Source organism: Caballeronia udeis (assembly GCF_001544555.2).
Taxonomy (GTDB): domain Bacteria; phylum Pseudomonadota; class Gammaproteobacteria; order Burkholderiales; family Burkholderiaceae; genus Caballeronia; species Caballeronia udeis.
Genome location: NZ_FCOK02000049.1, coordinates 49152 through 71486, shown reverse-complemented (window position 1 = coordinate 71486; position 22335 = coordinate 49152). Strand labels below are relative to the sequence as shown.

The 22335-nt window shown below is 59.6% G+C and carries 24 protein-coding genes; 9 read left to right on the top strand and 15 right to left on the bottom strand.

Annotation, left to right across the window (positions count from 1 at the left end; translation table 11 throughout):
- Positions 1 to 191: 191 nt before the first annotated feature.
- Complete coding sequence (locus tag AWB69_RS28835) at positions 192 to 1313, top strand: C40 family peptidase (protein WP_062090246.1); 1122 nt, start codon at positions 192 to 194, stop codon at positions 1311 to 1313.
- A gap of 127 nt (positions 1314 to 1440) precedes the next feature.
- Complete coding sequence (locus tag AWB69_RS28830; RefSeq protein WP_062090238.1) at positions 1441 to 2247, top strand: SDR family NAD(P)-dependent oxidoreductase; 807 nt, start codon at positions 1441 to 1443, stop codon at positions 2245 to 2247.
- Positions 2248 to 2309: 62 nt separating this feature from the next.
- Here the strand turns inward: AWB69_RS28830 and AWB69_RS28825 are convergent, their stop codons facing one another.
- The 8 genes from AWB69_RS28825 to AWB69_RS28790 form a co-directional block, all read right to left on the bottom strand.
- Positions 2310 to 3323 (bottom strand): inorganic phosphate transporter, encoded by a 1014-nt coding sequence (locus tag AWB69_RS28825; protein ID WP_062090237.1) that lies wholly within the window; start codon positions 3321 to 3323, stop codon positions 2310 to 2312.
- A gap of 29 nt (positions 3324 to 3352) precedes the next feature.
- The gene (locus tag AWB69_RS28820; protein WP_062090236.1) at positions 3353 to 3979 is read right to left on the bottom strand and encodes a DUF47 domain-containing protein; all 627 of its coding nucleotides are present in this window, start codon (positions 3977 to 3979) and stop codon (positions 3353 to 3355) included.
- A 119-nt stretch (positions 3980 to 4098) separates the two neighbouring features.
- Positions 4099 to 5487 (bottom strand): replicative DNA helicase, encoded by a 1389-nt coding sequence (locus AWB69_RS28815; RefSeq protein ID WP_062090235.1) that lies wholly within the window; start codon positions 5485 to 5487, stop codon positions 4099 to 4101.
- A 142-nt stretch (positions 5488 to 5629) separates the two neighbouring features.
- A complete protein-coding gene (gene rplI, locus AWB69_RS28810) occupies positions 5630 to 6085 on the bottom strand; it encodes a 50S ribosomal protein L9 (protein ID WP_062090234.1) in 456 nt (151 codons plus the stop codon).
- Positions 6086 to 6113: 28 nt separating this feature from the next.
- Entirely contained in the window at positions 6114 to 6389 is a 276-nt protein-coding gene (gene rpsR / locus AWB69_RS28805) for a 30S ribosomal protein S18 (RefSeq protein WP_047896822.1), read from the bottom strand.
- Between the two features lie 2 nt (positions 6390 to 6391).
- Positions 6392 to 6691, bottom strand: coding sequence for a primosomal replication protein N (gene priB, locus AWB69_RS28800; RefSeq protein ID WP_062090233.1), 300 nt, complete (start codon positions 6689 to 6691; stop codon positions 6392 to 6394).
- A gap of 46 nt (positions 6692 to 6737) precedes the next feature.
- The gene (gene rpsF / locus AWB69_RS28795; RefSeq protein WP_062090232.1) at positions 6738 to 7115 is read right to left on the bottom strand and encodes a 30S ribosomal protein S6; all 378 of its coding nucleotides are present in this window, start codon (positions 7113 to 7115) and stop codon (positions 6738 to 6740) included.
- A gap of 172 nt (positions 7116 to 7287) precedes the next feature.
- A complete protein-coding gene (locus tag AWB69_RS28790; RefSeq protein ID WP_062090231.1) occupies positions 7288 to 8199 on the bottom strand; it encodes a LysR family transcriptional regulator in 912 nt (303 codons plus the stop codon).
- A gap of 153 nt (positions 8200 to 8352) precedes the next feature.
- Here AWB69_RS28790 and gcl point away from each other — a divergent pair, with 153 nt between their 5' ends.
- From gcl to AWB69_RS28765, 5 genes are all read left to right on the top strand, one after another.
- Positions 8353 to 10128: a glyoxylate carboligase gene (gcl, locus tag AWB69_RS28785; protein ID WP_062090230.1), complete on the top strand. Its 1776-nt coding sequence runs from the start codon at positions 8353 to 8355 to the stop codon at positions 10126 to 10128.
- A gap of 14 nt (positions 10129 to 10142) precedes the next feature.
- Positions 10143 to 10946, top strand: coding sequence for a hydroxypyruvate isomerase (gene hyi / locus AWB69_RS28780; RefSeq protein ID WP_062090229.1), 804 nt, complete (start codon positions 10143 to 10145; stop codon positions 10944 to 10946).
- An 18-nt stretch (positions 10947 to 10964) separates the two neighbouring features.
- Complete coding sequence (gene glxR / locus AWB69_RS28775; RefSeq protein ID WP_062090228.1) at positions 10965 to 11846, top strand: 2-hydroxy-3-oxopropionate reductase; 882 nt, start codon at positions 10965 to 10967, stop codon at positions 11844 to 11846.
- A gap of 301 nt (positions 11847 to 12147) precedes the next feature.
- The gene (gene lysM / locus AWB69_RS28770; protein WP_062090227.1) at positions 12148 to 12648 is read left to right on the top strand and encodes a peptidoglycan-binding protein LysM; all 501 of its coding nucleotides are present in this window, start codon (positions 12148 to 12150) and stop codon (positions 12646 to 12648) included.
- A 199-nt stretch (positions 12649 to 12847) separates the two neighbouring features.
- Positions 12848 to 13489, top strand: coding sequence for a Vat family streptogramin A O-acetyltransferase (locus AWB69_RS28765; protein ID WP_062090245.1), 642 nt, complete (start codon positions 12848 to 12850; stop codon positions 13487 to 13489).
- Between the two features lie 65 nt (positions 13490 to 13554).
- On the opposite strand, the gene AWB69_RS28760 is transcribed toward AWB69_RS28765, so the two are convergent.
- On the bottom strand, positions 13555 to 14175 hold the full coding sequence (locus AWB69_RS28760) for a hypothetical protein (RefSeq protein ID WP_156529000.1): 621 nt from the start codon (positions 14173 to 14175) through the stop codon (positions 13555 to 13557).
- Positions 14176 to 14735: 560 nt separating this feature from the next.
- On the opposite strand from AWB69_RS28760, the gene AWB69_RS28755 reads away from it, so the two are divergent.
- Positions 14736 to 15197 (top strand): GNAT family N-acetyltransferase, encoded by a 462-nt coding sequence (locus tag AWB69_RS28755; RefSeq protein WP_062090225.1) that lies wholly within the window; start codon positions 14736 to 14738, stop codon positions 15195 to 15197.
- Positions 15198 to 15230: 33 nt separating this feature from the next.
- On the opposite strand, the gene AWB69_RS28750 is transcribed toward AWB69_RS28755, so the two are convergent.
- The 6 genes from AWB69_RS28750 to AWB69_RS28725 form a co-directional block, all read right to left on the bottom strand.
- The gene (locus AWB69_RS28750) at positions 15231 to 16235 is read right to left on the bottom strand and encodes an asparaginase (RefSeq protein ID WP_062090224.1); all 1005 of its coding nucleotides are present in this window, start codon (positions 16233 to 16235) and stop codon (positions 15231 to 15233) included.
- 60 nt (positions 16236 to 16295) lie between these two features.
- A complete protein-coding gene (locus AWB69_RS28745; RefSeq protein WP_062090223.1) occupies positions 16296 to 17222 on the bottom strand; it encodes a CysB family HTH-type transcriptional regulator in 927 nt (308 codons plus the stop codon).
- 38 nt (positions 17223 to 17260) lie between these two features.
- Positions 17261 to 18319, bottom strand: coding sequence for a sulfate/molybdate ABC transporter ATP-binding protein (locus tag AWB69_RS28740; RefSeq protein WP_062090222.1), 1059 nt, complete (start codon positions 18317 to 18319; stop codon positions 17261 to 17263).
- Positions 18320 to 18334: 15 nt separating this feature from the next.
- On the bottom strand, positions 18335 to 19264 hold the full coding sequence (gene cysW, locus AWB69_RS28735) for a sulfate ABC transporter permease subunit CysW (RefSeq protein WP_062090221.1): 930 nt from the start codon (positions 19262 to 19264) through the stop codon (positions 18335 to 18337).
- Entirely contained in the window at positions 19261 to 20157 is an 897-nt protein-coding gene (gene cysT, locus AWB69_RS28730) for a sulfate ABC transporter permease subunit CysT (RefSeq protein ID WP_062090220.1), read from the bottom strand. Before cysT ends, cysW begins: the two co-directional genes overlap by 4 nt.
- 167 nt (positions 20158 to 20324) lie before the next feature.
- Positions 20325 to 21374: a sulfate ABC transporter substrate-binding protein gene (locus AWB69_RS28725; protein WP_062090219.1), complete on the bottom strand. Its 1050-nt coding sequence runs from the start codon at positions 21372 to 21374 to the stop codon at positions 20325 to 20327.
- 292 nt (positions 21375 to 21666) lie between these two features.
- On the opposite strand from AWB69_RS28725, the gene lexA reads away from it, so the two are divergent.
- Positions 21667 to 22323 (top strand): transcriptional repressor LexA, encoded by a 657-nt coding sequence (gene lexA, locus AWB69_RS28720; protein WP_062090218.1) that lies wholly within the window; start codon positions 21667 to 21669, stop codon positions 22321 to 22323.
- The last annotated feature ends 12 nt before the right edge of the window (positions 22324 to 22335 follow it).

Here is a 22335-nt window from a genome sequence, read left to right as displayed (position 1 = left end):
CGCTTGCCGGGCTTTTTTGCGTCTTTTTAGCGTGTTTTGGATCTCAAAACACGTTTCTCCCGAGCAACACTTACAGCGTAAACCTCAAGTGACTTATCAAGAAAACTTGCTCAGGCCCCGTCTGACGGGCTAGTATCGCGAGACCGCCATTACGGCGAGCGCTCATGTTCACCCTCGGCTCGCCCTTCCGAATGCGTCGACTCTGGTCACTGCTGCTGCTCACCCTCCTCGTTGCCGCGTGCTCCAGCGCGCCGACGCGGATGTCGCGTGCACCGGCCGCATCGAACGCTACCGCATCTAATCGCACTTTCGCCACCCCCTCCGGCTTCCCGAATTTCGTGGACCACAGCGTTGGGCGCGAGGAAATTTCCATCCAGGCAATGTCGCTCGTGGGCGTGCCGTATAGATGGGGAGGCAATACGCCAGAAGCGGGTTTCGATTGCAGCGGGCTCGTGCGCTACGTGGTGGATCGGGCGGCATCGGTGAACCTGCCCCGCACGACCGCGGACATGAGCGTGCGCGGCGAATCGATTGAACCCGACGAAGTTGCCCCCGGCGACCTGATTTTCTTCAACACGACGGGCCGGCCGCATTCGCACGTCGGCATCTACGTAGGTAAGCTGCGCTTCGTGAACGCGCCGTCAACGGGCGGCACGGTACGGCTCGATTACCTCACCAATCCGTATTGGGCCAAGCGTTTCGATGGCATCCGGCGCGTCGCGCCGCCGAAAGCCGCTCCGGCTCCATTCGATGCACCGACGTATCTGGCGTCGCCCGTCCCTGTTCCCGCACCGGCGGATGGAGCGTCGAGCCGTTCACCAACACAAGTTGCCGCCCAGGCCAGCGATCGTTATGAACCGCCGCCTGCGGCAGCCATGGCCGCGCCCGTTACGCAGCAACAACCTGCACAGGCTATGACGCCACCACCCGCAGGCTCCTACCGTACGGCCGCCGCCGATCAGTTCGAACCGCCGCCGTCCTCGTTGTCCGCGGCGCAGCGTCAATCGCAAGCCGCAAATGCAATTTCGCCGCCGCGCGAGTCACAGGCTGAATCGAACGCCGTTGCCGCGGCATCGAATGCGCCCGATCCCATCGCCGCCGCCGCCGATGCCTTCGAACCGCCGCCGCCCACTGCCCGGCTGGCAGCGCAACAGGTGCGTTCGGTGCAAGAACAACAGTCGTCATCGGTTGGCCGGATTCCCGCCTCCGACCCCACTGCCCACGTGATGCGCGCCTCCACGAATTCGCTCACGCCCACGCGCCCCGCCGCTACCGACGACCCCATCGCGAAGTTCGCTAACGGCAGCTACTAGGCTGTCATCCTGCGAGCGCTTCAGCGCGTTTCTCCGGGCCGCACACATTCCCAGCGTCTGCTATCGTGTCTCGATAACGATTCCATGCATCATCGAATCGACCATCGGCCTCGACAGGAGTGAACTCATGGACTTGGGACTCGCCGGCAAGATCGTGCTCATCACGGGCGGCAGCAAGGGTATCGGCTTCGCGTGCGCGCGAGCATTTGCAGCGGAAGGTGCGCGCGTAGCGATTGTTTCGCGCGATCCGGCAAACCTCGCGCGCGCGCGCGAAGAACTCGCGAAAGATGGCTTTCACGTGCATCTGGCGCGTGCCGATCTTCACGAAGCGCACAGCGCGCAAGACGTGGTGGAAGAAGCGACGGGCGCGCTCGGCCCGATCGATATTCTCGTGAATTGCGCGGGCGCCGCCAAACGCTATGACCCGGATCTCCTCGATGCCGCCGGCTACAAGGCCGCGATGGAAGCGAAATATTTCCCCTGCATCTACCCTCAGCAAGCCGTGCTGAAGCAAATGGCTGAACGGCTGAAGGCGAACCCCAAGGCCGAGCCGGGCGCGGTGGTGAACATCATCGGAATGGGTGGGAAGATCGCGAGCGATATTCATATCGCGGGAGGCGCGGCGAATGCGGCGCTGATGCTGGCAACCGTCGGTCTCGCACATCATTACGCAAAGTTGGGCATTCGCATCAACGCGATCAATCCGGGCGCGACCTTAACGGAACGCGTGGAGGAAGCACTGGCGCTCGAGGCGCAGAGACTGGGCGTCACGCGAGATGAAGCGCTGAAGCTAAGCCAGGCAAAGGTGCCTCTTGGCCGATACGCAAAACCCGAGGAAATCGCAGACGTTGCGCTATTTCTGGCAAGCCGCCGGGCCAGTTACGTATCGGGTGCGATCATTCCAATGGACGGTGTCAGCGCGCCGTTGATCTAACGCAAAGCGCGGGTGACTGAGGGTGACTTATCCAAAAGTCGCCCGCGAACTGCTCGTTGTTTTCAAGGAAGAAAGCGATGTCCGAGCCACCAAGCGGCGGCGGCCATCACGGCTGAGGCTGGAATGGTCAGGATCCAGGCCCAGACGATATTCCCCGCCACACCCCAGCGCACCGCGCTGAACTTCTGCGTCGCGCCAACACCGACAATCGCGCCGGTGATCGTATGCGTGGTCGACACGGGGATACCCAGGAACGACGCAATGAACAGCGTAATCGCCCCGCCCGACTCCGCGCAGAACCCACCGACCGGCTTGAGCTTCGTGATCTTCTGGCCCATCGTGCGCACGATGCGCCAGCCGCCGAACAGCGTTCCGAGCCCCATCGACAGATAACATCCGCCGATCACCCAGATCGGCGGTGCGTCCGCCGCCGCTGACCAATATCCCGCCGCAATCAGCAGCATCCAGATAATGCCGATGGTCTTCTGAGCGTCGTTGCCGCCATGCCCGAGGCTATACAACCCCGCCGATATAAGCTGCCAGCGTCTGAACCGCCGGTCCACCTTGGAAGGCGGCGTGCGGAAATACATCCACGACACGATCAGCATGAACAGCGACCCAAGCACGAAACCCAGCAGCGGCGAGATGAAAATGAACGAGACGGTCTTGAGCAAGCCGTCCATATTCAGCGAGCCCCACCCCGACTTCGCCCATGCCGAGCCGACCAGGCCACCAATCAGCGCATGCGACGAACTCGACGGAATGCCGTAGTGCCACGTGATGATGTTCCAGCCGATCGCCCCGACAAGCGCGCCGAAGATTACGTATTGATCGACGATAGCCGGGTCGATCGTTCCTTTGCCGACGGTGGCGGCAACCTTCAAATGGAAGATGAAATACGCAATGACGTTGAACGCGGCAGCGAACGCCACGGCTTGCTGAGGTTTCAGCACGCCGGTGGATACGACTGTTGCAATGGAATTGGCTGCGTCGTGGAAGCCGTTCATGAAGTCGAACACGAGTGCGACCACGACGAGCGTGATGACAGCCCAGAGGGCGAGTTGAATCGAATGCATCGTTTATGGAGTGAGTGGCGCGGCTGAAATCAGGCGTTTTCCAGCACGATGCCTTCGATGATGTTCGCGACATCCTCGCATTTGTCGGTGATCGTCTCGAGCAACTCGTAGATTGCCTTCAGCTTGATCAGCGTCTTGACGTTGTCCTCTTCGCGGAAGAGTTTCGACATGGCCGAGCGAAGCACGCGGTCGGCGTCCGATTCCAGACGGTCAATTTCTTCGCAGATCTTCAGGATTTCGCTGGCGCGTTTCATGTCGGCCAGAAGCTTGACGGCTTGCTGTACTCGTTCAGAGGTCGCCGTGCAAATGTGCGCGAGCTGGCTCATTTCCGCGGTCGATTCACGCACGTCGTAAAGCGAAATGGCGGTGGCGACGTCTTCCATCAGGTCGAGGATGTCGTCCATCGTCGTGATGAGTTTGTGGATTTCGTCGCGATCGAGCGGCGTGATGAAGGTCTTGTGCAGCAGATCGATGGTTTCGTGCGTGAGCTTGTCCGCACGTTTTTCGTTGCTCTGGACGTTCTGCTTATGGACCTCCATCTGGTCCATGTTGTCGATCAGCAATTCGAGTTCGTGACTTGCGTCAACGATGCACTTTGCGTGCGCATTGAAGATTTCGAAAAATTTGCCCTCGGTGGGCATGAATCGACCGAACATGAAAATCCCGGAAAGTAGCTCAAAGTGGCACTGACATAAAACTGCCACATTGTACCTTCGCGGGACCCCCGCCGCACCCTGAACGGGGTCAAATCGAACGTGAACGGGGGATAAGTTCCCTAGTCCCCGTAGAAATTCTGCGCACCGGCAAAATTCTCGAACTTCGTATATTGACCTTGGAACGTGAGTCGAACAGGGCCGATCGGGCCGTTACGCTGCTTACCGATAATAATCTCGGCCGTGCCCTTGTCCGGGGTATCCGGGTTGTAGACTTCGTCGCGATAAATAAACAGGATCACGTCCGCGTCCTGTTCAATAGCGCCGGACTCACGCAGGTCGGACATGATCGGACGTTTGTTCGGTCGTTGCTCCAACCCGCGATTCAACTGCGAGAGTGCCATCACGGGAACATCCAGTTCCTTGGCGAGGCTTTTGAGTGAACGCGAGATTTCGGAAATTTCGGTCGCGCGGTTTTCACCAGCAGAACCGGAACCGGACATGAGCTGCAAATAGTCCACGATGATCAGGCCCAGCTTGCCGCACTGCCGCGCCAGACGGCGCGAGCGCGAACGCAGTTCCATCGGGTTCAGGCCACCCGTTTCATCGATAAAGATCTGCGCCTCGCTCATTTTCTGCACTGCATGCGTGAGCTTCGGCCAGTCTTCATCAGTGAGGCGACCGGTACGCATCCTGTGCTGATCGAGACGGCCCACCGAGCCCAGCATACGCATGGTGAGCTGCGTGCCCGGCATTTCCATGGAAAACACGGCCACCGGCAGACCATATTCCACGGCCACGTATTCGCCAATATTCATCGAGAACGCGGTTTTACCCATCGACGGCCGGCCCGCCACAATGATCAGTTCACCGCCATGCATGCCCGAGGTCATACGGTCCAGATCGACGAAACCCGTTGGCGTGCCGGTCACATCGCTGGGATTCGCGGTGTGATACAGCGTGTCGATCCGCTCGACCACTTGCGTGAGCAACGGTCCGATCTCAAGAAAACCCTGCGTGCCGCGCGCGCCGCTTTCCGCGATCGAGAACACCTTCGCCTCGGCCTCGTCCAGCAGCTGACGCACTTCCTTGCCTTGCGGATTAAACGCGTCGGCGGAAATTTCATCGGCGACCGAAACCAGGCGGCGCAACACCGCCCGATCCCGCACGATTTCCGCATAACGGCGAATGTTCGCGGCGCTCGGCGTGTTCTGCGCGAGCGCGTTCAGGTACGCCAGGCCGCCCACTTCCTCGGCCTTGCCGGTGTTCGTCAACGCCTCGTAGACGGTGATCACGTCGGCCGGACGCGTGGTGGCGATCAGCTTGCCGATCGCCTCATAAATGATCCGATGGTCGTAGCGGTAGAAATCGCCGTGCGACATCACGTCCGCAATACGGTCCCATGCGGCGTTATCCAGCAGCAAGCCGCCAATGACGGACTGCTCGGCTTCGATGGAATGCGGCGGGACCTTCAGCGCATCCAGTTGCGGATCTTTCGACGGTGCGTTCATGGGGAGGAATTATCGGCGAAATGACGGGCGGCGGCGAGGCCGGAAAAACAAAAAGGCGGGAACCGCTCGCGGTTCCCGCCTTTCCTTTACTACGGCTTTACTTTTACATCGTCGGCAGGGCTAAGCCCGACCGGCAAAACACTTAAGCGTGTTCGCCGAGCACCGACACCGTGACGTCGACAACCACGTCAGTGTGCAGTGCAACCTGGACGGCGTGATCGCCAACCAGCTTCAGCGGGCCGTCGGCCAGACGCACTTGCGACTTTTCGACTTCAGCCAGGCCTTGCTTCTTCAGCGCTTCGGCGATGTCCGCGTTCGTCACCGAACCGAACAGACGGCCGTCGACGCCAGCCTTTTGCGAGATCTGAACGGTCGCGCCGCTCAGCTTTTCGCCCAGGGCCGTTGCAGCTGCCAGCTTTTCAGCGGCAACCTTTTCCAGGTCAGCACGGCGCACTTCGAATTCGGCGATTGCGTCCTTCGTTGCACGGCGGGCCTTCTTGCCCGGGATCAGGAAGTTACGTGCGTAACCGTCCTTGACACGAACGATGTCGCCCAGGTTGCCCAGGTTGACGACTTTTTCCAAAAGAATGATTTGCATTTGGCTTTTTCCTTATTGCGTCGTCTGATTAGGCCTTGTGCAGGTCGGTGTACGGCAACAGCGCGAGAAAACGAGCGCGCTTGATAGCCGTATCGAGCTGACGTTGGTAGTGAGCCTTCGTTCCTGTCAGACGAGCCGGCGTGATCTTGCCGTTCTCACCAACGAAGTCCTTCAGCGTTTCCGTGTCCTTGTAGTCGATGTACTCGACATTAGCCGCGGTGAAACGGCAGAACTTCTTGCGCTTGAAGAGCGGGTTTTGTTGCTGACGACGTTTGTCGAATTTCTTACCAGTCGGGCGGGGCATGTTCAGTCCTTTCCAATATCCTGCAATTCTGTGATGTGAAACACCAGGGTTCGCGCGTTGCGGCTTTTCTTGGCCATGAAGCCCGTGAAGAGCGTTTCTACGCCCATTGTCAGGCCTTCCAGCTTGCCGCTCGCAGCACCGGCCGCAACCGCCGGGAGTGTCAATTCGATCTGGCGGGGAATGCCCGCTTCGACGACTTCCGTACGGTGATGCAACGTGCAGCTTGCTATGGGGACGCCGGCGGGGGTGTACCGCACCGGTTCGCGTTCCACGACGCTTGCTGTCAGTTGCAGCCGGTTCACTTGATTCCTGGTGGCTTGACGACTTTCAGAGTCGCCCTAGCTAAGATTAGCTTGCCTGCGCTTCAGTCGACGGCTGGCTGGCCGCCTTCTTGGCTTCTTCGCGGTGCACTTCCTTCATCATCGGCGACGGGCCGGTTTCGGCCTTCTTCATCTTGACAATGAGGTGACGCAGCACAGCGTCGTTGAACTTGAACGCGTGTTCCAGTTCTTCGAGCGTTTCCTGGCTGCATTCAATGTTCATGCACACGTAGTGAGCCTTCGCGAGTTTCTCGATCATGTAAGCCAGCTGACGGCGGCCCCAGTCTTCGATGCGATGGATCGAACCACCGTGAGTCGTGATCGTGGTCTTGTACCGTTCGATCATGGCGGGCACTTGCTCGCTTTGATCCGGATGCACGATAAATACGATTTCGTAATGACGCATTGTTACTCCTTGAGGATATAAAGCCACCCGGGCGTCGGACCGGTGCGGCAAGAGAGAAGCCAGCGATTATAGCGAGATACGGCCGGCCACACAACTGATTTACGCATTTCGCGTATTACTTCCGCTGTGTTTTCAATGGCTTAGCGCCCATGCGGCCCAGCGACCGCGAAAGTCACCTTTCGCGGCTCCAATAATCCGGCTGTGCGTAGATTTTCTTCAAATAATCAATGAAGTAGCGCACTTTCGCGGGCACGTAGCGCTGCTGCGGATAGACCGCGAGGATGTCGTAGTCGGGGAGCGCGAACTCGTCCAGGACGGTTTCCAGTTCGCCATTTGCCAATTGCCGCTGGATTTCCCAGGTCGAGCGCCAACCAAGTCCATGCCCCTCCGACACCCACCGGTGCAACAGTTCGCCGTCGTTGCAATCCAGGTTGCCCGAAACACGCACAGTAACGAGTTTGCCGTTGCGGCGAAAATACCAGCCGCGGTTCTGCCCGCCCTGCAAATTGAACGCGAGGCAGTTGTGGCGCGGCAGGTCATCGAGTGATTTCGGCTTGCCGTGCTTCCTGAAATACGCCGGCGTGCCGCAGACCACCCGGCGGTTATCGGCGAGTTTCACCGCAACGAAGTTCTGATCAACCGCCCCGCCGATACGGATCGACAGGTCGTACCCCTCGCGGATCAGGTCGGCCACGCGGTCGTTCAGGTTGAACGACATCTGCAACGCGGGTTTATCGACGAGAAAACCGGGCGCGTGCGGCGCCACGTGCATTCGTCCGAACGCCGCCGGTGCCGAGACAATCAGATGGCCGTCGACGGTGCGCTGGCCATCGGCAAGTTCGCCTTCAGCCTGATTCCAGTCGGCGAGCAGGCCACGGCAGCGTTCGAGGAACGCCGCGCCCTCCTCGCTTACCACTAGACGGCGCGTCGACCGGTACATCAGCTTGACGCCCAGACGCTTCTCCAGCGCATCAATACGCCGCCCCAAAATGACCGGCGACACCCCTTCCTCCAGCGCCGCCGCAGCCAGACTGCCGGCCTCGGCGACCTTCACGAACGTCTCAATCTGCCTGAAGCGGTCCATTTGCCTGTCTCCATTGTTCATCCGTTCCATACTTTTTGTATCGGATCAAACGACTCTGGCTGATCTTATCAACACTCCGGCATACGCATAAAGTCCCCTCAACGACATTGCGCAAGGGCGCGATGCAGCAGAACACAATGGAAGGAGACACTCATGACGAAAATGCGAGCAGTCGACGCAGCCGTTCTCGTGCTGGAAAAAGAAGGGATCGAAATGGCGTTCGGCGTTCCGGGCGCCGCGATCAACCCGTTCTACTCCGCCCTGCAACGGGCCGGCAGCATCGGCCACGTGCTGGCACGCCACGTGGAAGGCGCGTCGCATATGGCCGAAGGCTATACGCGGGCAGCGCCAGGCAACATTGGTGTGTGTATCGGCACGTCGGGACCGGCGGGAACGGACATGATCACCGGCTTGTATTCCGCCCAGGCCGACTCCATCCCTATTCTCGCTATCACCGGTCAGGCACCGCGTGCGCGTCTCTATAAAGAAGACTTCCAGGCCGTCGATATTGAATCGATCGCCAAGCCGGTCACCAAGTGGGCCGTGACCGTGCGCGAACCGGCGCTCGTGCCGCGCGTGTTCCAGCAGGCATTCCACCTGATGCGCTCGGGCCGTCCGGGTCCGGTGCTGGTCGACCTGCCGATCGACGTGCAACTCGCGGAAATCGAGTTCGATATCGACACGTACGAACCGCTGCCCGTCTACAAGCCGAAAGCAACGCGCGCTCAGGTCGAAAAAGCGCTGGCGATGCTGACGGCGTCGGAGCGCCCGTTGATCGTGTCGGGTGGCGGCGTGTTGAATGCGGCGGCCGAGGATCTGCTGGTCGAATTCGCTGAAATCATGAACGTGCCGGTGATCCCCACGCTGATGAGCTGGGGCGCAATCCCCGACGATCATCCGCTGATGGCCGGCATGTGCGGTTTGCAAACGGCGCACCGGTACGGCAACGCCAGCATGCTCGCGTCCGACTTCGTGCTGGGTATCGGTAATCGTTGGGCGAACCGTCACACGGGCAGCGTCGAGGTTTATACGAAGGGCCGTACATTCGTTCACGTCGACATTGAACCGACGCAGATCGGCCGCGTGTTCGGACCGGATCTGGGCATTGTCTCCGACGCTAAATTCGCGCTCGAATTGTTCGTCGAAGTGGCACGTGAGTGGAAGGCCGCGGGCAAGCTGAAGGATCGTGGAACGTGGGTCGGCGAGTGCCAGGAACGCAAGCGCACGATGCATCGCAAGACGCACTTCGACAACGTGCCGATGAAACCGCAACGCGTCTACGAAGAGATGAACAAGGTCTTCGGCCGCGATACCTGCTACGTCTCGACGATCGGTCTTTCGCAGATCGCCGGCGCACAGTTCCTGCATGTGTACAAGGCGCGCAACTGGATCAACTGCGGCCAGGCCGGCCCGCTCGGCTGGACCATTCCGGCAGCGCTCGGCGTGCGTGCCGCGGACCCGCAACGGCCGATCGTCGCGTTGTCCGGCGACTACGACTTCCAGTTCATGATCGAAGAGCTTGCCGTTGGCGCGCAGTTCCGGCTGCCGTACATCCATGTGGTCGTGAACAACTCGTACCTCGGCCTGATCCGTCAGGCACAGCGTGGCTTCGACATGGACTATTGCGTCCAGCTCGCCTTTGAGAACATCAACGCGCCCGATCTGAACGGCTATGGCGTCGATCACGTCGCAGTGGCCGAAGGGCTCGGCTGCAAGGCAGTGCGCGTCTTCAACCCGGAAGACCTCGCCCCCGCCCTGCGCAAGGCCCAGGGCATGCTCGCGGAATTCGGCGTGCCGATCATCGTGGAAGTGATCCTGGAGCGCGTGACGAACATCGCGATGGGCACGGAGATTGATGCGATCAATGAATTCGAGCCGCTGGCCGAAAGCCAGCAGGACGCGCCCACGGCCATCGCGCATAACGCCTGAGAGAGAACAAAACCATGCCGAAATTTGCTGCAAACCTGACCATGCTGTTCAACGAGGTGCCGTTCCTCGACCGCTTCGCAGCAGCAGCGGAAGCGGGCTTCGAAGCGGTTGAATTCCTGTTCCCGTATCCGTACCCGGCAGCAGACCTGCGTCAGCGTCTCGATGCGAACAATCTCGAGCTCGTGCTGCACAACCTGCCTGCCGGGAATTGGGAAGCAGGCGAGCGTGGCATAGCGTGCCTGCCCGATCGCGGCGAAGAATTCCGTGAAGGCGTGACGCGGGCAATCGAGTACGCAAAGGCGTTGAACGTGCTGCAACTCAATTGCCTCGTTGGGATTCCGCCGGCATCGGTGAGCCGTGAGGAAGCGCGGGCAACCATCGTCGAGAACTTGAAGTTTGCGGCCGCCGCGTTGAACAAAGAAGGCATCAAGCTGCTGGTCGAGCCGTGCAATCACTTCGATATCCCCGGCTTCGCGCTGAACCGGTCACAGGAAGGGCTGGACGTGATTCGCGACGTGGGCTCGGACAACCTGTTCCTGCAATACGACATCTATCACATGCAGCGCATGGAAGGCGAACTGGCTGCCACGATCAAGCGCAACCTGCCGTCGATTGCGCATATTCAACTGGCCGATAACCCCGGCCGCAACGAGCCCGGCACGGGCGAGATCAACTATCCGTTCCTGTTCTCGTTGCTCGATTCGCTGGGCTACGACGGCTGGATTGGTTGCGAATACAAACCGCGCGGCACCACTGGAGCCGGTCTTGGCTGGCTGCAGGAAATCGCCGGCTGGAAGACTGCGCGAGCAGTGGCATAACTGGAGGAGAGACACGCAATGGCAACAATCGGATTTATCGGCCTGGGCATCATGGGCGCGCACATGGCGCGCAATTTGAAGAAAGCAGGCCATTCGCTGGTGCTGAACGGCGCGTATCCCGTGCCGGACGACCTGCGCTCGCTGGGTAAAGTGGTTGCCAGCTCTACCGACGTCGCCCGGACAAGCGAAATCGTCGTCATCATGGTGCCGGACACGCCCGATGTCGCTAACGTCCTGTTCGCCGAGGACGGTGTTGCGCAAGGTCTGGAAAAAGGCCAGCTTGTTATCGATATGAGCTCGATCTCGCCGATCGAGACGCAAGCGTTCGCGAAGAAAATCAACGCGCTCGGCTGCGATTATCTCGATGCGCCGGTGTCAGGCGGCGAAGTCGGTGCGCGTGAAGCCTCGCTGACGATCATGGTCGGTGGGCCGGAAGCGGCGTTCGAACGCGCAAAGCCGCTCTTCGATGTCATGGGCAAGAACGTGACCCTCATCGGCGATAACGGCGCCGGACAGACCTGCAAGGTCGCGAACCAGATTATCGTCGCGTTGAACATCGAAGCGGTGGCCGAGGCGTTGCTGTTCGCTTCAAAGTCCGGTGCGGATCCTGAGCGCGTGCGGCGTGCGTTGATGGGTGGATTCGCGGCATCGCGGATATTGGAAGTTCACGGCGAACGCATGACGAAGCGCACGTTCAATCCGGGCTTCCGGATCGAATTGCACCAGAAGGATCTGAACCTCGCGCTGGAAAGTGCGAAGAAACTGGGTCTTGCTTTGCCGCATACGGCGAGCGCGCAGCAATTGTTCAGCGTGTGCGTGGCGAACGGCGGACGCGAGTGGGATCACTCAGGAATGGTGAAGGCGCTGGAACTGATGTCGAATCATCAGGTTACCGAATGAACTGCTCGAAAACCGGCTGACGCCTATGCGTGCGCATAGCCGGTTGCAGAAAGTGCAATAAAGCGGGGTCCGTCAAGCGGCGCCCGGTGATGACGTGGAAGCCTTGGTCGGTCAGACGTCATTGCCGGGTGTCCGCCTTGCCGGATCTTTCTTTGCTTTGTTGACTCAAGCGTGTCAAAAAATATCCATCCACACAGTATTACAACTCCATCGGTGAAACCGAGAACTATCGGTTAGTTCTCGCGACTAAAGGACTCGGCCTTATCGTGCCGATTCACGCGGTCATTACAGGAGTTGCAACATGGGCATTTTCAGTTTCATCAAGGACGCTGGCGAGAAGTTGTTCGGCGCTGTATCAACTACAGCAACAGCCGCACCGGCAGGAGCAGCACCGGCACCGGATGTCGCCGCGCTCAACAAGACGGCTGGCGATGCAATTGCAGCCTACATTCGCACGCAAGGCCTGAATGCCGACAACCTGCAAGTCAGCTTCGACGGCGCGTCGCATACGGTCACGGTGAGCGGTCAGGCCGCCGATCAGGCGACCAAGGAGAAAATCCTCGTGGCAGCAGGTAATGTGCAGCATGTGGACAAGGTCGACGACCAACTCACCGTGCTGAACCCCACGCCTGTTTCGCAATTCCATACCGTAGTTTCTGGCGACAATCTCTGGAAGATCGCCGACAAGTACTACGGCAGCGGCGCAAAGAACGACGTGATCTTCGAAGCCAACAAACCGATGCTCAAGAGCCCGGACAAGATTTACCCCGGACAGGTTCTGCGGATTCCCGTCCTGGCTTGAAGACCGGGCGAATGGTTGAACAGAAACGCAACTCGAGGGTCGCGTTTTTTGTTGCATCGGTTTTCAGGGGCAGTTTTGGCAGCGCGGCGGCATAGACCGGCAGACAGCTTTGCCAATACACTACTCGCCTACATCGAACGCTGAAGCGGGCAAAGCTTTGATGCCCGGCGAATTCGCGACCAGGTTTCGAGGAGGTCATGTGAACGGTCCTGATCCAAACAACAAACATCCCATGAAGGGATTTCCGCAAGTCTGTTTCATCAAAAATACCGTGCGCAACCCGAACATCTTGATTGGGGACTACACGTATTACGACGATCCCGAGGATTCGGAGAACTTCGAACGAAATGTCCTGTATCACTACCCGTTCATCGGCGACAAACTGGTGATCGGAAAATTCTGTGCGATTGCCAAAGGCGCTCAGTTCGTCATGAACGGGGCGAATCACAAGCTCTCGGGCATATCCACTTATCCGTTTCAGATTTTCGGCAATGGCTGGGAAAAGGTCACACCTGCGATCAGCGACCTTCCCTATAAGGGCGATACCGTAATCGGCAACGACGTATGGATTGGCTACGACGCGCTTATCATGCCGGGAGTCAGGATTGGCGACGGCGCGATTGTGTCGTCACGATCTGTCGTCACCAGCAATGTTCCCGCCTATACGATCGTGGGAGGCAACCCGGCAAAACCGCTTAAGGAACGATTCGCGTCCGGTGTCGCTGCCAGACTCCAGGCACTCGCTTGGTGGGACTGGCCAATCGAATCGATTACCCGGCATCTCGCGCATATTGTGTCCGGCGATGTTGAGCGCCTGAGCGACTGCGCGAAGGGAGGCTGATTTTGTTCCCGGGTCCGCGCAGGCTCCGCCAAGAACGACTGACCTGCATCAGCCGCGTCGCCTTATCAAATCATCTTTTCCCGGAGCACTGCATTCTGGGCCGCACGTCTGGTCGACAGCATATGAAAAAAACCGTGGATGCCTGCCCTCAACTCGTCCGCGCATTCGAACTCCAGGTAAGTCACCTCACATAAATCATCGAGCTCCCGAATGAGCGTTGTCTTGATCGGAGCATGCTTCCAGACGAGAAACAGGATCGGGGAACATTGCCCCTTGAAGATGTGATAACTCAGTTCAAAGGCGCTGCTCTCACTCATGCCGACCCTGATATTGATCAGGGCATCGGCCTGGTCCAGCAACTTCAGCCGATAGTCACGAAAGTTCTTCGGCGTAAACGGCAGGTGACGGTTACGCTCAAACGATTCCCTGAAGGTGTCAGCACTTTCAGCGCTGGTGCCGGTGAGATAGTTGAAAGGACAGCGCGGGTCATTGGCGGTGTCGATTATTTGCAGTATCTGTTCGATCAAGCGCTGCTGTGACTCACCCGACTCGGTGAATGGTTGCCTGATAAATAGCCTGAGTGAAGTGTCACCCACAGAAGAATCGGGACTTTCTGTCCGCAGCGTTGTTTGCACAAGCGACCGGTGCAGCTCCTGCAGCGAATACACAGCCATGGGATGTTTCATCACTTGTCCCGTCAATCCGGGTTGCGAACCGGCGCACCCTATATTTCGATAATCTGAAAATCGAAAATTTAATAGGATTACGAAATATATAAAACCGAAGTGAAACACAAATCAAAGCCTGATTAACCATGCCCTGTGTTTCCACCAGTATGCCGCTTCGCTGTTTCGGGTGATCGCAGGGACTATCAGCCTCGAAAATCCTGGCTCAAGTCTAGTGCATGGACACGCACTCTCCAAGGGAATTTGACTGCCGTTACGGTGCATCGAGAGGTTATCGCGGCAATGGTTTCACCAGGTAAACGTGTTGCCGATTGCGATCATATTTTCCGAAACGCATATCAGTCTTTGTGCGAAATACTGCATCACTTTTCCAGACCGCATCAACATCTGAAACACGCGAATCCGCCATTGCCCCCCTGACTATTTCACGCGATGGCCGCTTCCGGCACGTGGCTCCTGGAAAACGAGCGCGGCTGGATCTTTTTGCCTTTGCTGAAGCGCACTATGATCTCCCACACTATTTCGCACTGTTCCAATCACCTGTCGGGAAACGCACGACCATGACATCAACACTCCCTCCTCAGATCAGATCGGTGGTCGTTGCTGACTTTGATGCGTGGTTGACGCTATGGCGCGGTTATCAGGCTTTCTACAAGACCGATATCCCCATGGACACCACGCTGCGCACATGGATGCGAATGCTCGATCCATCGGAGCCGGTATTTGCTGCAGTGGCGGTAATGGATGGCCGCGTAGTCGGGATGGTGCACTGGATCATGCATCGGTCGTGCTGGACTACCGGCGACTATTGTTATCTGCAGGACCTATACGTGGAACCGGATATTCGCGGAGCCGGGATTGGACGCAAGCTGATCGAGCATGTCTATGCCAAGGCCGAAGAAGCACAATGCTCGCGCGTCTGGTGGCTGACGCATGAAACCAATACCGACGCAATGCAGTTATACGACCGCATCGCGGACCGGTCGGGGTTTGTGCAGTATCGGAAGATACTGGGCGGATAGAACGCTAGCGCCGGAAGTCCGGCGTCGCCACGATCAATAGGTATCGAACACGCGCTGCAGGTCTGCCGACGCAGTGCCCGCCGCCAACGCCAGCATCAGCAGCACACGCGCCTTGTACGGGTTCAAAGCGTCTGCCGTGATCGAACCAAGTGCATCGTCCGGCGCGGCGCCATTGCGCATCACATGCCCCGCTCCTACCCGCGAGGACCGCACCACCGCCACGCCTTGCCTGACGGCTTCGGCAACGGCCTGTTGAAGCGTTGAATGAAGTGAGCCATTGCCCGTCCCGGCGATCACCAGGCCTTTGACGCCGGCGGCAATGAATGCATCGATAGCGGCGCGCGACGCCCCCGCATAACTCGTCACGATCTCGACCGCGGGCAGATCAGCGGACATCTGGAACGGGCTGCGCAGCGTATGCGGCCTCACCACTGAGCGCTGGAATTCCACCTGGCCGTCCTGCACCCAACCAAGCGCACCGCCTTCGGGGGACCGGAAGGCGTCGACGGCAAAAGTGCTCGTCTTGGTCACATCGCGGGCGCAGTGAATCTGGTTGTTGAACGCGACCAGCACGCCCTGCTTCCACGATACCCGGCTTGCCGCCACCGTCACGGCGTTGAGAAGATTCAGGGGGCCATCGGCGGACAAGGCTGTCGCCGGCCGCATGGCTGCCGTCAGCACCACGGGCTTCTCGCTTTTGACGGTCAGATGCAGCAGGTAGGCGGTTTCCTCGAGCGTGTCGGTACCGTGCGTGATGACAATCCCGTCGATATCGTCCTGCGCCAGCAACGCGTTCACCCGCGCGCAGAGTGTGGCCCATAGCGCCGGAGTCATGTCCTTGCTGTCGATGCTCGCTACTTGCTCGGCGTGGATCTGCGCGACTTGCGAGAGCGAAGGCACGGCGCCGAGCAGTTTATCGACGCCGAGTACGCCGGCCTTGTAACCCGAGGTTTTCGAGGCATCGCCGGCCTCGCCGGCGATGGTTCCGCCGGTGGCCAGCACCGCAATCCGCGGCAATGAAGTGTGTGAGGAGTTCATGGCCGTAATTGTAGCGGAGCGGCGGCCGGCTGCTTTTTAAGCCGTTGAGCTTTTCAAGGCTTAGGCAGCTTCCCGCAGTTGCGCCGCGATCTGCGCTTCGTCGAGTTGCGGCGCGAACATCTCGATCAGCCTGTACGCATACGCCCTCAGGAAAGCGCCCTTCCTCAAGCCCACGCGCGTGGTGCTGGCTTCGAACAGATGTTGCGTGTCGAGCGCGACGAGTTCGGTATCGCGTTTTTCGTCGAAGGCCATCGCGGCCACAATGCCGATGCCCATGCCCAATTCCACGTACGTCTTGATCACGTCGGCATCGATAGCGGTCAGCACCACGTCCGGCAGCGCGCCCGCTTTCGCAAACGCCTGGTCAACATGCGAACGGCCGGTGAAATCGTGGTCATACGTAACGATCGGATATTCCGCGATCTCGTCGAGCGTGATGTTCTCGCGGCCGACCAGCGGATGCCCCTTTGGCACGACCACCGTGTGATGCCACGAGTAGCACGGGAACGTGACGATATCCGGGTACCGGTCGAGTGCTTCGGTCGAGATGCCAATATCCGCTTCGCCATTGATAATCATCTGCGCGATCTGTTGCGGGCTGCCCTGACGCAGCGCGAGATGGACCTTCGGGAACACTTCCGTGAACTGGCGGATCACTTTAGGCAACGCGTAACGCGCCTGCGTGTGGGTGGTCGCGACCACCAGATGGCCGTTGTCCTGATCGGCGAACTGGCGGGCCACGCGGCGCAGGTTCTCGGCATCGAGCAGCATCCGCTCGATCACCTGATGCACCTCTTTGCCCGGCTCGGTCAGACCCGTCAAACGCTTGCCGCGTCGAATGAAGATATCGACGCCGAGTTCGTCCTCGAGGTCCTTGATCTGCTTCGATACACCCGATTGCGACGTATAAAGCACGTTCGCGACCTCGGTCAGATTCATGTTCTGCCGGACGGCTTCGCGTACGAAACGCAATTGCTGGAAGTTCATGTCAGCCTCTCTTTTTCAGTATGCTTGATTCAGTAAGCTCAATGCGCCGGGAACACACGCAGAACACGCGGCACGGCGGTCACGCCATCGCCAATATTCAGATTTAATCCACGCCAGGTTTCGCGATCCAGTTCCGCTTCCAGCACATTGCCTTCGGCGCCTTCCAGGTCCACGCGCACCGAGCCGCCGAGCGTGACGACACGGCGGACATCGACCACGATGCCATCTCGATGACCGCTCGCCGTCGGGAACAGTGTCAGGTCGTGCGGCCGTACGTAAGCCACCGCAGGACCCGCGAAATTCGCCTCGGTAACGATCGGCTGCGCGGCGCCTTGCGCCACAAAACCGTTCGCATCCACACTGCCCTTGAGCCGGTTCGCCGCGCCAAGGAACTCATAGACGAATGACGTCTGTGGATGATCATAGACATCTTGCGGACTGCCGACCTGCTCCACGTGACCACGATTGAGCACTACGATCCGGTCGGCGACTTCAAGCGCCTCTTCCTGATCGTGCGTGACGAAAATAGTCGAAATATGCAGGTCGTCGTGCAAACGCCGCAGCCAGCTGCGCAGTTCCTTGCGGACCTTGGCGTCGAGTGCACCGAACGGCTCGTCGAGCAGCAGTACTTTCGGTTCGACTGCCAGCGCCCGGGCCAACGCAATCCGCTGCCGCTGCCCACCGGAAAGCTCCGATGGAAACCGCTGCGCCAGCCAGTCGAGCTGCACGAGCTTGAGCAATTCATGCACTTTCTCGCGGATCACCGCTTCGGACGGCCGCTCCTTGCGCGGTTTCACGCGCAGGCCGAACGCCACGTTCTCGAACACGGTCATATGCCGGAACAGCGCGTAATGCTGGAATACGAAACCGACCTGCCGCTCGCGCGCGCCCACGGCCGCGACGTCCTCGCCGTTCAGCACGACCGAACCGGTGTCCGCGTATTCCAGCCCCGCGATCACGCGCAGCAGCGTGGTCTTGCCACAGCCCGACGGCCCGAGCAGCGCGACGAGCTCGCCCGACGGGAAGTCGAGCGAGACGTTGTCCAGCGCGACGAAATCGCCGAAGCGCTTCTGCAAATTGCGAACGATGATGCTCATGGTGATTTTCGCCTTCTAGTTCTGGATTGACGCGACCGGCATATCGGCGGGCCGTGCCTGCACCGCTTCAATCGATTGCGACATGCGGCGCTCGGCGAGCAGCTTGAGCGCGAGCGTGACGAGCGCGAGCAACGCAAGCAGCGACGCCACGGCGAAAGCTGCCGAAAAGTTGTACTCGTTGTAGAGGATCTCGACATGCAGCGGCATGGTGTCGGTTTGTCCGCGAATGTGGCCCGATACCACCGATACCGCGCCGAACTCGCCCATCGCCCGGGCATTGCAGAGAATCACGCCGTACAGCAGACCCCACTTCACGTTCGGCAAGGTCACGCGGCGGAAGATCTGCCAGCCCGACGCGCCAAGCACGTGTGCGGCTTCTTCCTCATCGTTGCCTTGCGCCTGCATCAGCGGGATCAGCTCGCGTGCGACAAACGGGAACGTGACGAAGATCGTCGCCAGCACGATGCCGGGCACGGCGAAGATGATCTGCACGTTGTGATCGATGAGCCAGGGGCCAAACCACCCCTGTGCGCCGAACATCAGCACGTAGATCAGCCCTGAGACGACTGGCGAGACTGAAAACGGCAAATCGATCAGCGTCGTGAGGAGGGCTTTGCCGCGGAATTCGAACTTCGCGATGGACCACGACGCCGCCAACCCGAACACCACGTTCAGCGGCACCGCAATAGCGGCAACAATCAGCGTGAGTTTGATGGCTGACCACGCGTCGGGGTCTTTCAGCGAATCGAAGTAGTAGTCCACGCCCTTCGCAAACGCCTGCGCAAACACGGCAACGAGCGGCACGACAAGAAACAGCGCCAGGAAAATCAGCGCGATGATCGTCAGGACCCAGCGCACGGCGCGCGGTTCGGTGACCGGATCGAGCTGGTGTTCCGTCACGCGGGACACGGTCGCGCCTACCGCATTCTGGTTGGCCGCACTCATGCTTTCGCCCCGTCGATATGCAACGCACCGGCCGAAGCGGGTGCGGGACCCGCTCCGCCGCGGCTCGTACGCCGTTGCAGGAACCATTGCAGCGTATTGATCAGCAGCAGCATCAGGAACGACACGCACAGCATTACCACGGCGATCGCGGTCGCCCCGGCGTAGTCGTATTGTTCGAGCTTGGTGATGATCAGCAGCGACGTGATTTCGGACTTCATCGGTACATTTCCGGCGATGAAAATCACCGACCCGTATTCGCCCAGTGCACGCGCGAACGCGAGCGCGAAACCGGTCAGGATTGCGGGAAACAGCGATGGCAGCACCACGCGGCGAAACGTCAGCCAACGCGTGGCGCCAAGGCACGCGGCCGCTTCTTCCTGCTCGCGCTCGAAATCTTCCAGCACGGGCTGCACGGTTCGCACGACAAACGGCAAGCCAATAAACGTCAGCGCCACGAGCACGCCCAACGGCGTGAAAGCCACCTTGATCCCGAGCGGCGCGAAAAACTGGCCGATCCAGCCATTCGGTGCGTACACGGCGGCCAGCGCGATGCCGGCAACAGAAGTCGGCAACGCAAACGGCAGATCGACGACGGCGTCCACCACGCGCTTGAACGGGAACGTGTAGCGCACCAGCACCCAGGCCACCAGGAAGCCGAACACGGCGTTGATCAGCGCGCCGCCGAGAGCCGCCGTAAACGTCAGCCGATACGACGCCATCACACGCGGCGAAGTCACCGCGCGCACGAACGTCGCCCAGTCGAGCGTGGCCGTCTTGGCGAAGGTCGCGGCGAGCGGAATCAGCACCACGAGGCTCAAATACGCCACCGTGATGCCGAGCGTCAGGCCGAAGCCCGGCAGTGCGCTGGGCTTGCGGAAAGTGAAAGTCGTCATGCGTGAATCATCCAGTTCCGCCGCGCCGCGGGGACGGCGCTTCGGGGTCGAGCTTCGGGTGGGTTTCCTGGCCGTCTATGCGGCCGTGGTTTTATTCAAGCTTCTTTTACGACTACAGCACCGCGAGCGCGCAAGCGCCGGCGATGCTGCCCTTCAAACCGCCATGCTTACTGCGGCTGGTAGATCGAATCGAACACCCCGCCATCGGCGAAATGCGTCTTTTGTGCGTTGGCCCAGCCACCGAACGAGTCGTCGATGGTGTAGAGCTTGATCTTCGGGAACTGCTTCGTCAGCGCGGCGGGAACAGCCGTGGAACGCGGCCGATAGAAATTGCGCGCGGCGATCTCCTGACCTTCTTCGCTATACAGATACTTGAGGTAAGCCTCGGCCAGTTTGCGCGTGCCGTGACGATCGACCACCTTGTCGACGACCGCCACCGGCGGCTCGGCCAGGATGCTCACCGACGGCACCACGATCTCGAATTTGTCCGAACCGAATTCCTTCAACGACAGGAACGCCTCGTTTTCCCACGCGATCAGCACATCGCCCTGACCACGTTGCACGAAACTCGTCGTCGCGCCCCGTGCGCCCGAATCCAGCACGCCGGCATTCTTATAGAGCTTGGTCACGAAGTCCTTCGCGGTCGTCGCGTTGCCGCCTGGCAGATGTTCTGCATACGCCCACGCCGCAAGGTAGTTCCAGCGCGCGCCGCCCGACGTCTTCGGATTCGGCGTCACGATAGACACACCCGGCTTGAGCAGATCCGGCCAGTCCTTGATCTGCTTCGGGTTGCCCTTGCGCACGAGGAACACGATCGTCGATGTGTACGGCGACGCGTTGTCCGGCAAGCGCTTTTGCCAGTCCTGGGCGACCAGTCCCTTGGCTGCGAGCGCATCAATGTCGTAAGCGAGCGCCAGCGTCACGACGTCAGCCTGCAAGCCGTCGAGAACCGAGCGCGCCTGACCGCCCGAGCCGCCGTGCGATTGCTTGAACGTGATGGTTTCACCGGTTTCAGCCTTCCATTTCTTGCCGAATGCCTGATTGAATTCCTGGTACAGCTCACGCGTCGGGTCGTACGACACGTTGAGGAACGACGTGTCGGCATGCGCTTGCGCGATCATTCCCGCGGTCATCCCGCTCGCCGCCGCTGCCCCGATCACCGCCGTGGCAAACAGCTTCCTTGCACGTGCGCCCCACCCCGAATTCCGACTCAGCATTGCCCCGTTCTCCGCCTTATGTGTTTGAGCAGCCGAGTCTATCGACGGGCTTTCATTATTAAAAATAATTGTTATTCATTCTTTTAGATGAAAAAGTGCTAATGACGGCTGGAAGCGGCGTTGCGGCCATCAAACAGGCGTTGAAGCACCGGATTTTGGGCTCCGTGTGGTTCTGACGACGCCGAACTTAAAGTAAAGCTTGAAAAGCGTCGAATACTGTATAAAACTACAGGTATCTGTTCATCCATACAGTGGACGACCGGCCATAAAGGGGCAAAAGCACGTGACCAAAATGAGCAAACTGACTGCGCGGCAGCAAGAGGTTTTCGAACTGATCCAGCGTGCGATCGAACGCACGGGCTTTCCGCCCACACGCGCCGAGATCGCAGCCGAACTTGGTTTTAGCTCCGCTAATTCCGCCGAAGAGCATCTCCGGGCGCTGGCGCGTAAAGGGGTGATCGAACTGGCCGCGGGTTCATCGCGCGGCATTCGCTTGCTGACCAATGGCGGCCTTGACGATGGTCCTCATCAGTTCACGCTGCCCCATGCCAGCATCATGCAATTGTCGTTGCCGCTGGTCGGGCGCGTGGCGGCCGGTAGCCCGATCCTCGCGCAGGAACATATCTCCCAGCATTTCGCCTGCGACCCGGCGCTGTTCTCCAGCAAGCCGGACTATCTGTTGAAGGTGCGTGGTCTTTCCATGCGCGACGCGGGCATCTTCGACGGTGATCTGCTCGCCGTGCAGAAGAAAAACGAGGCGAAGGACGGGCAGATAGTCGTGGCCCGGCTCGGCGACGACGTCACGGTGAAACGCTGGAAACGTCGTCCGGATGGTGTTGAATTGATCGCTGAAAATCCTGATTACGAGAACATCTTCGTGGCGTCAGGCAGTGATGACTTTGCGCTGGAAGGTATTGCGGTCGGGTTGATTCGTTCCGGCGAGCTTTGATTTCTGGTTTCT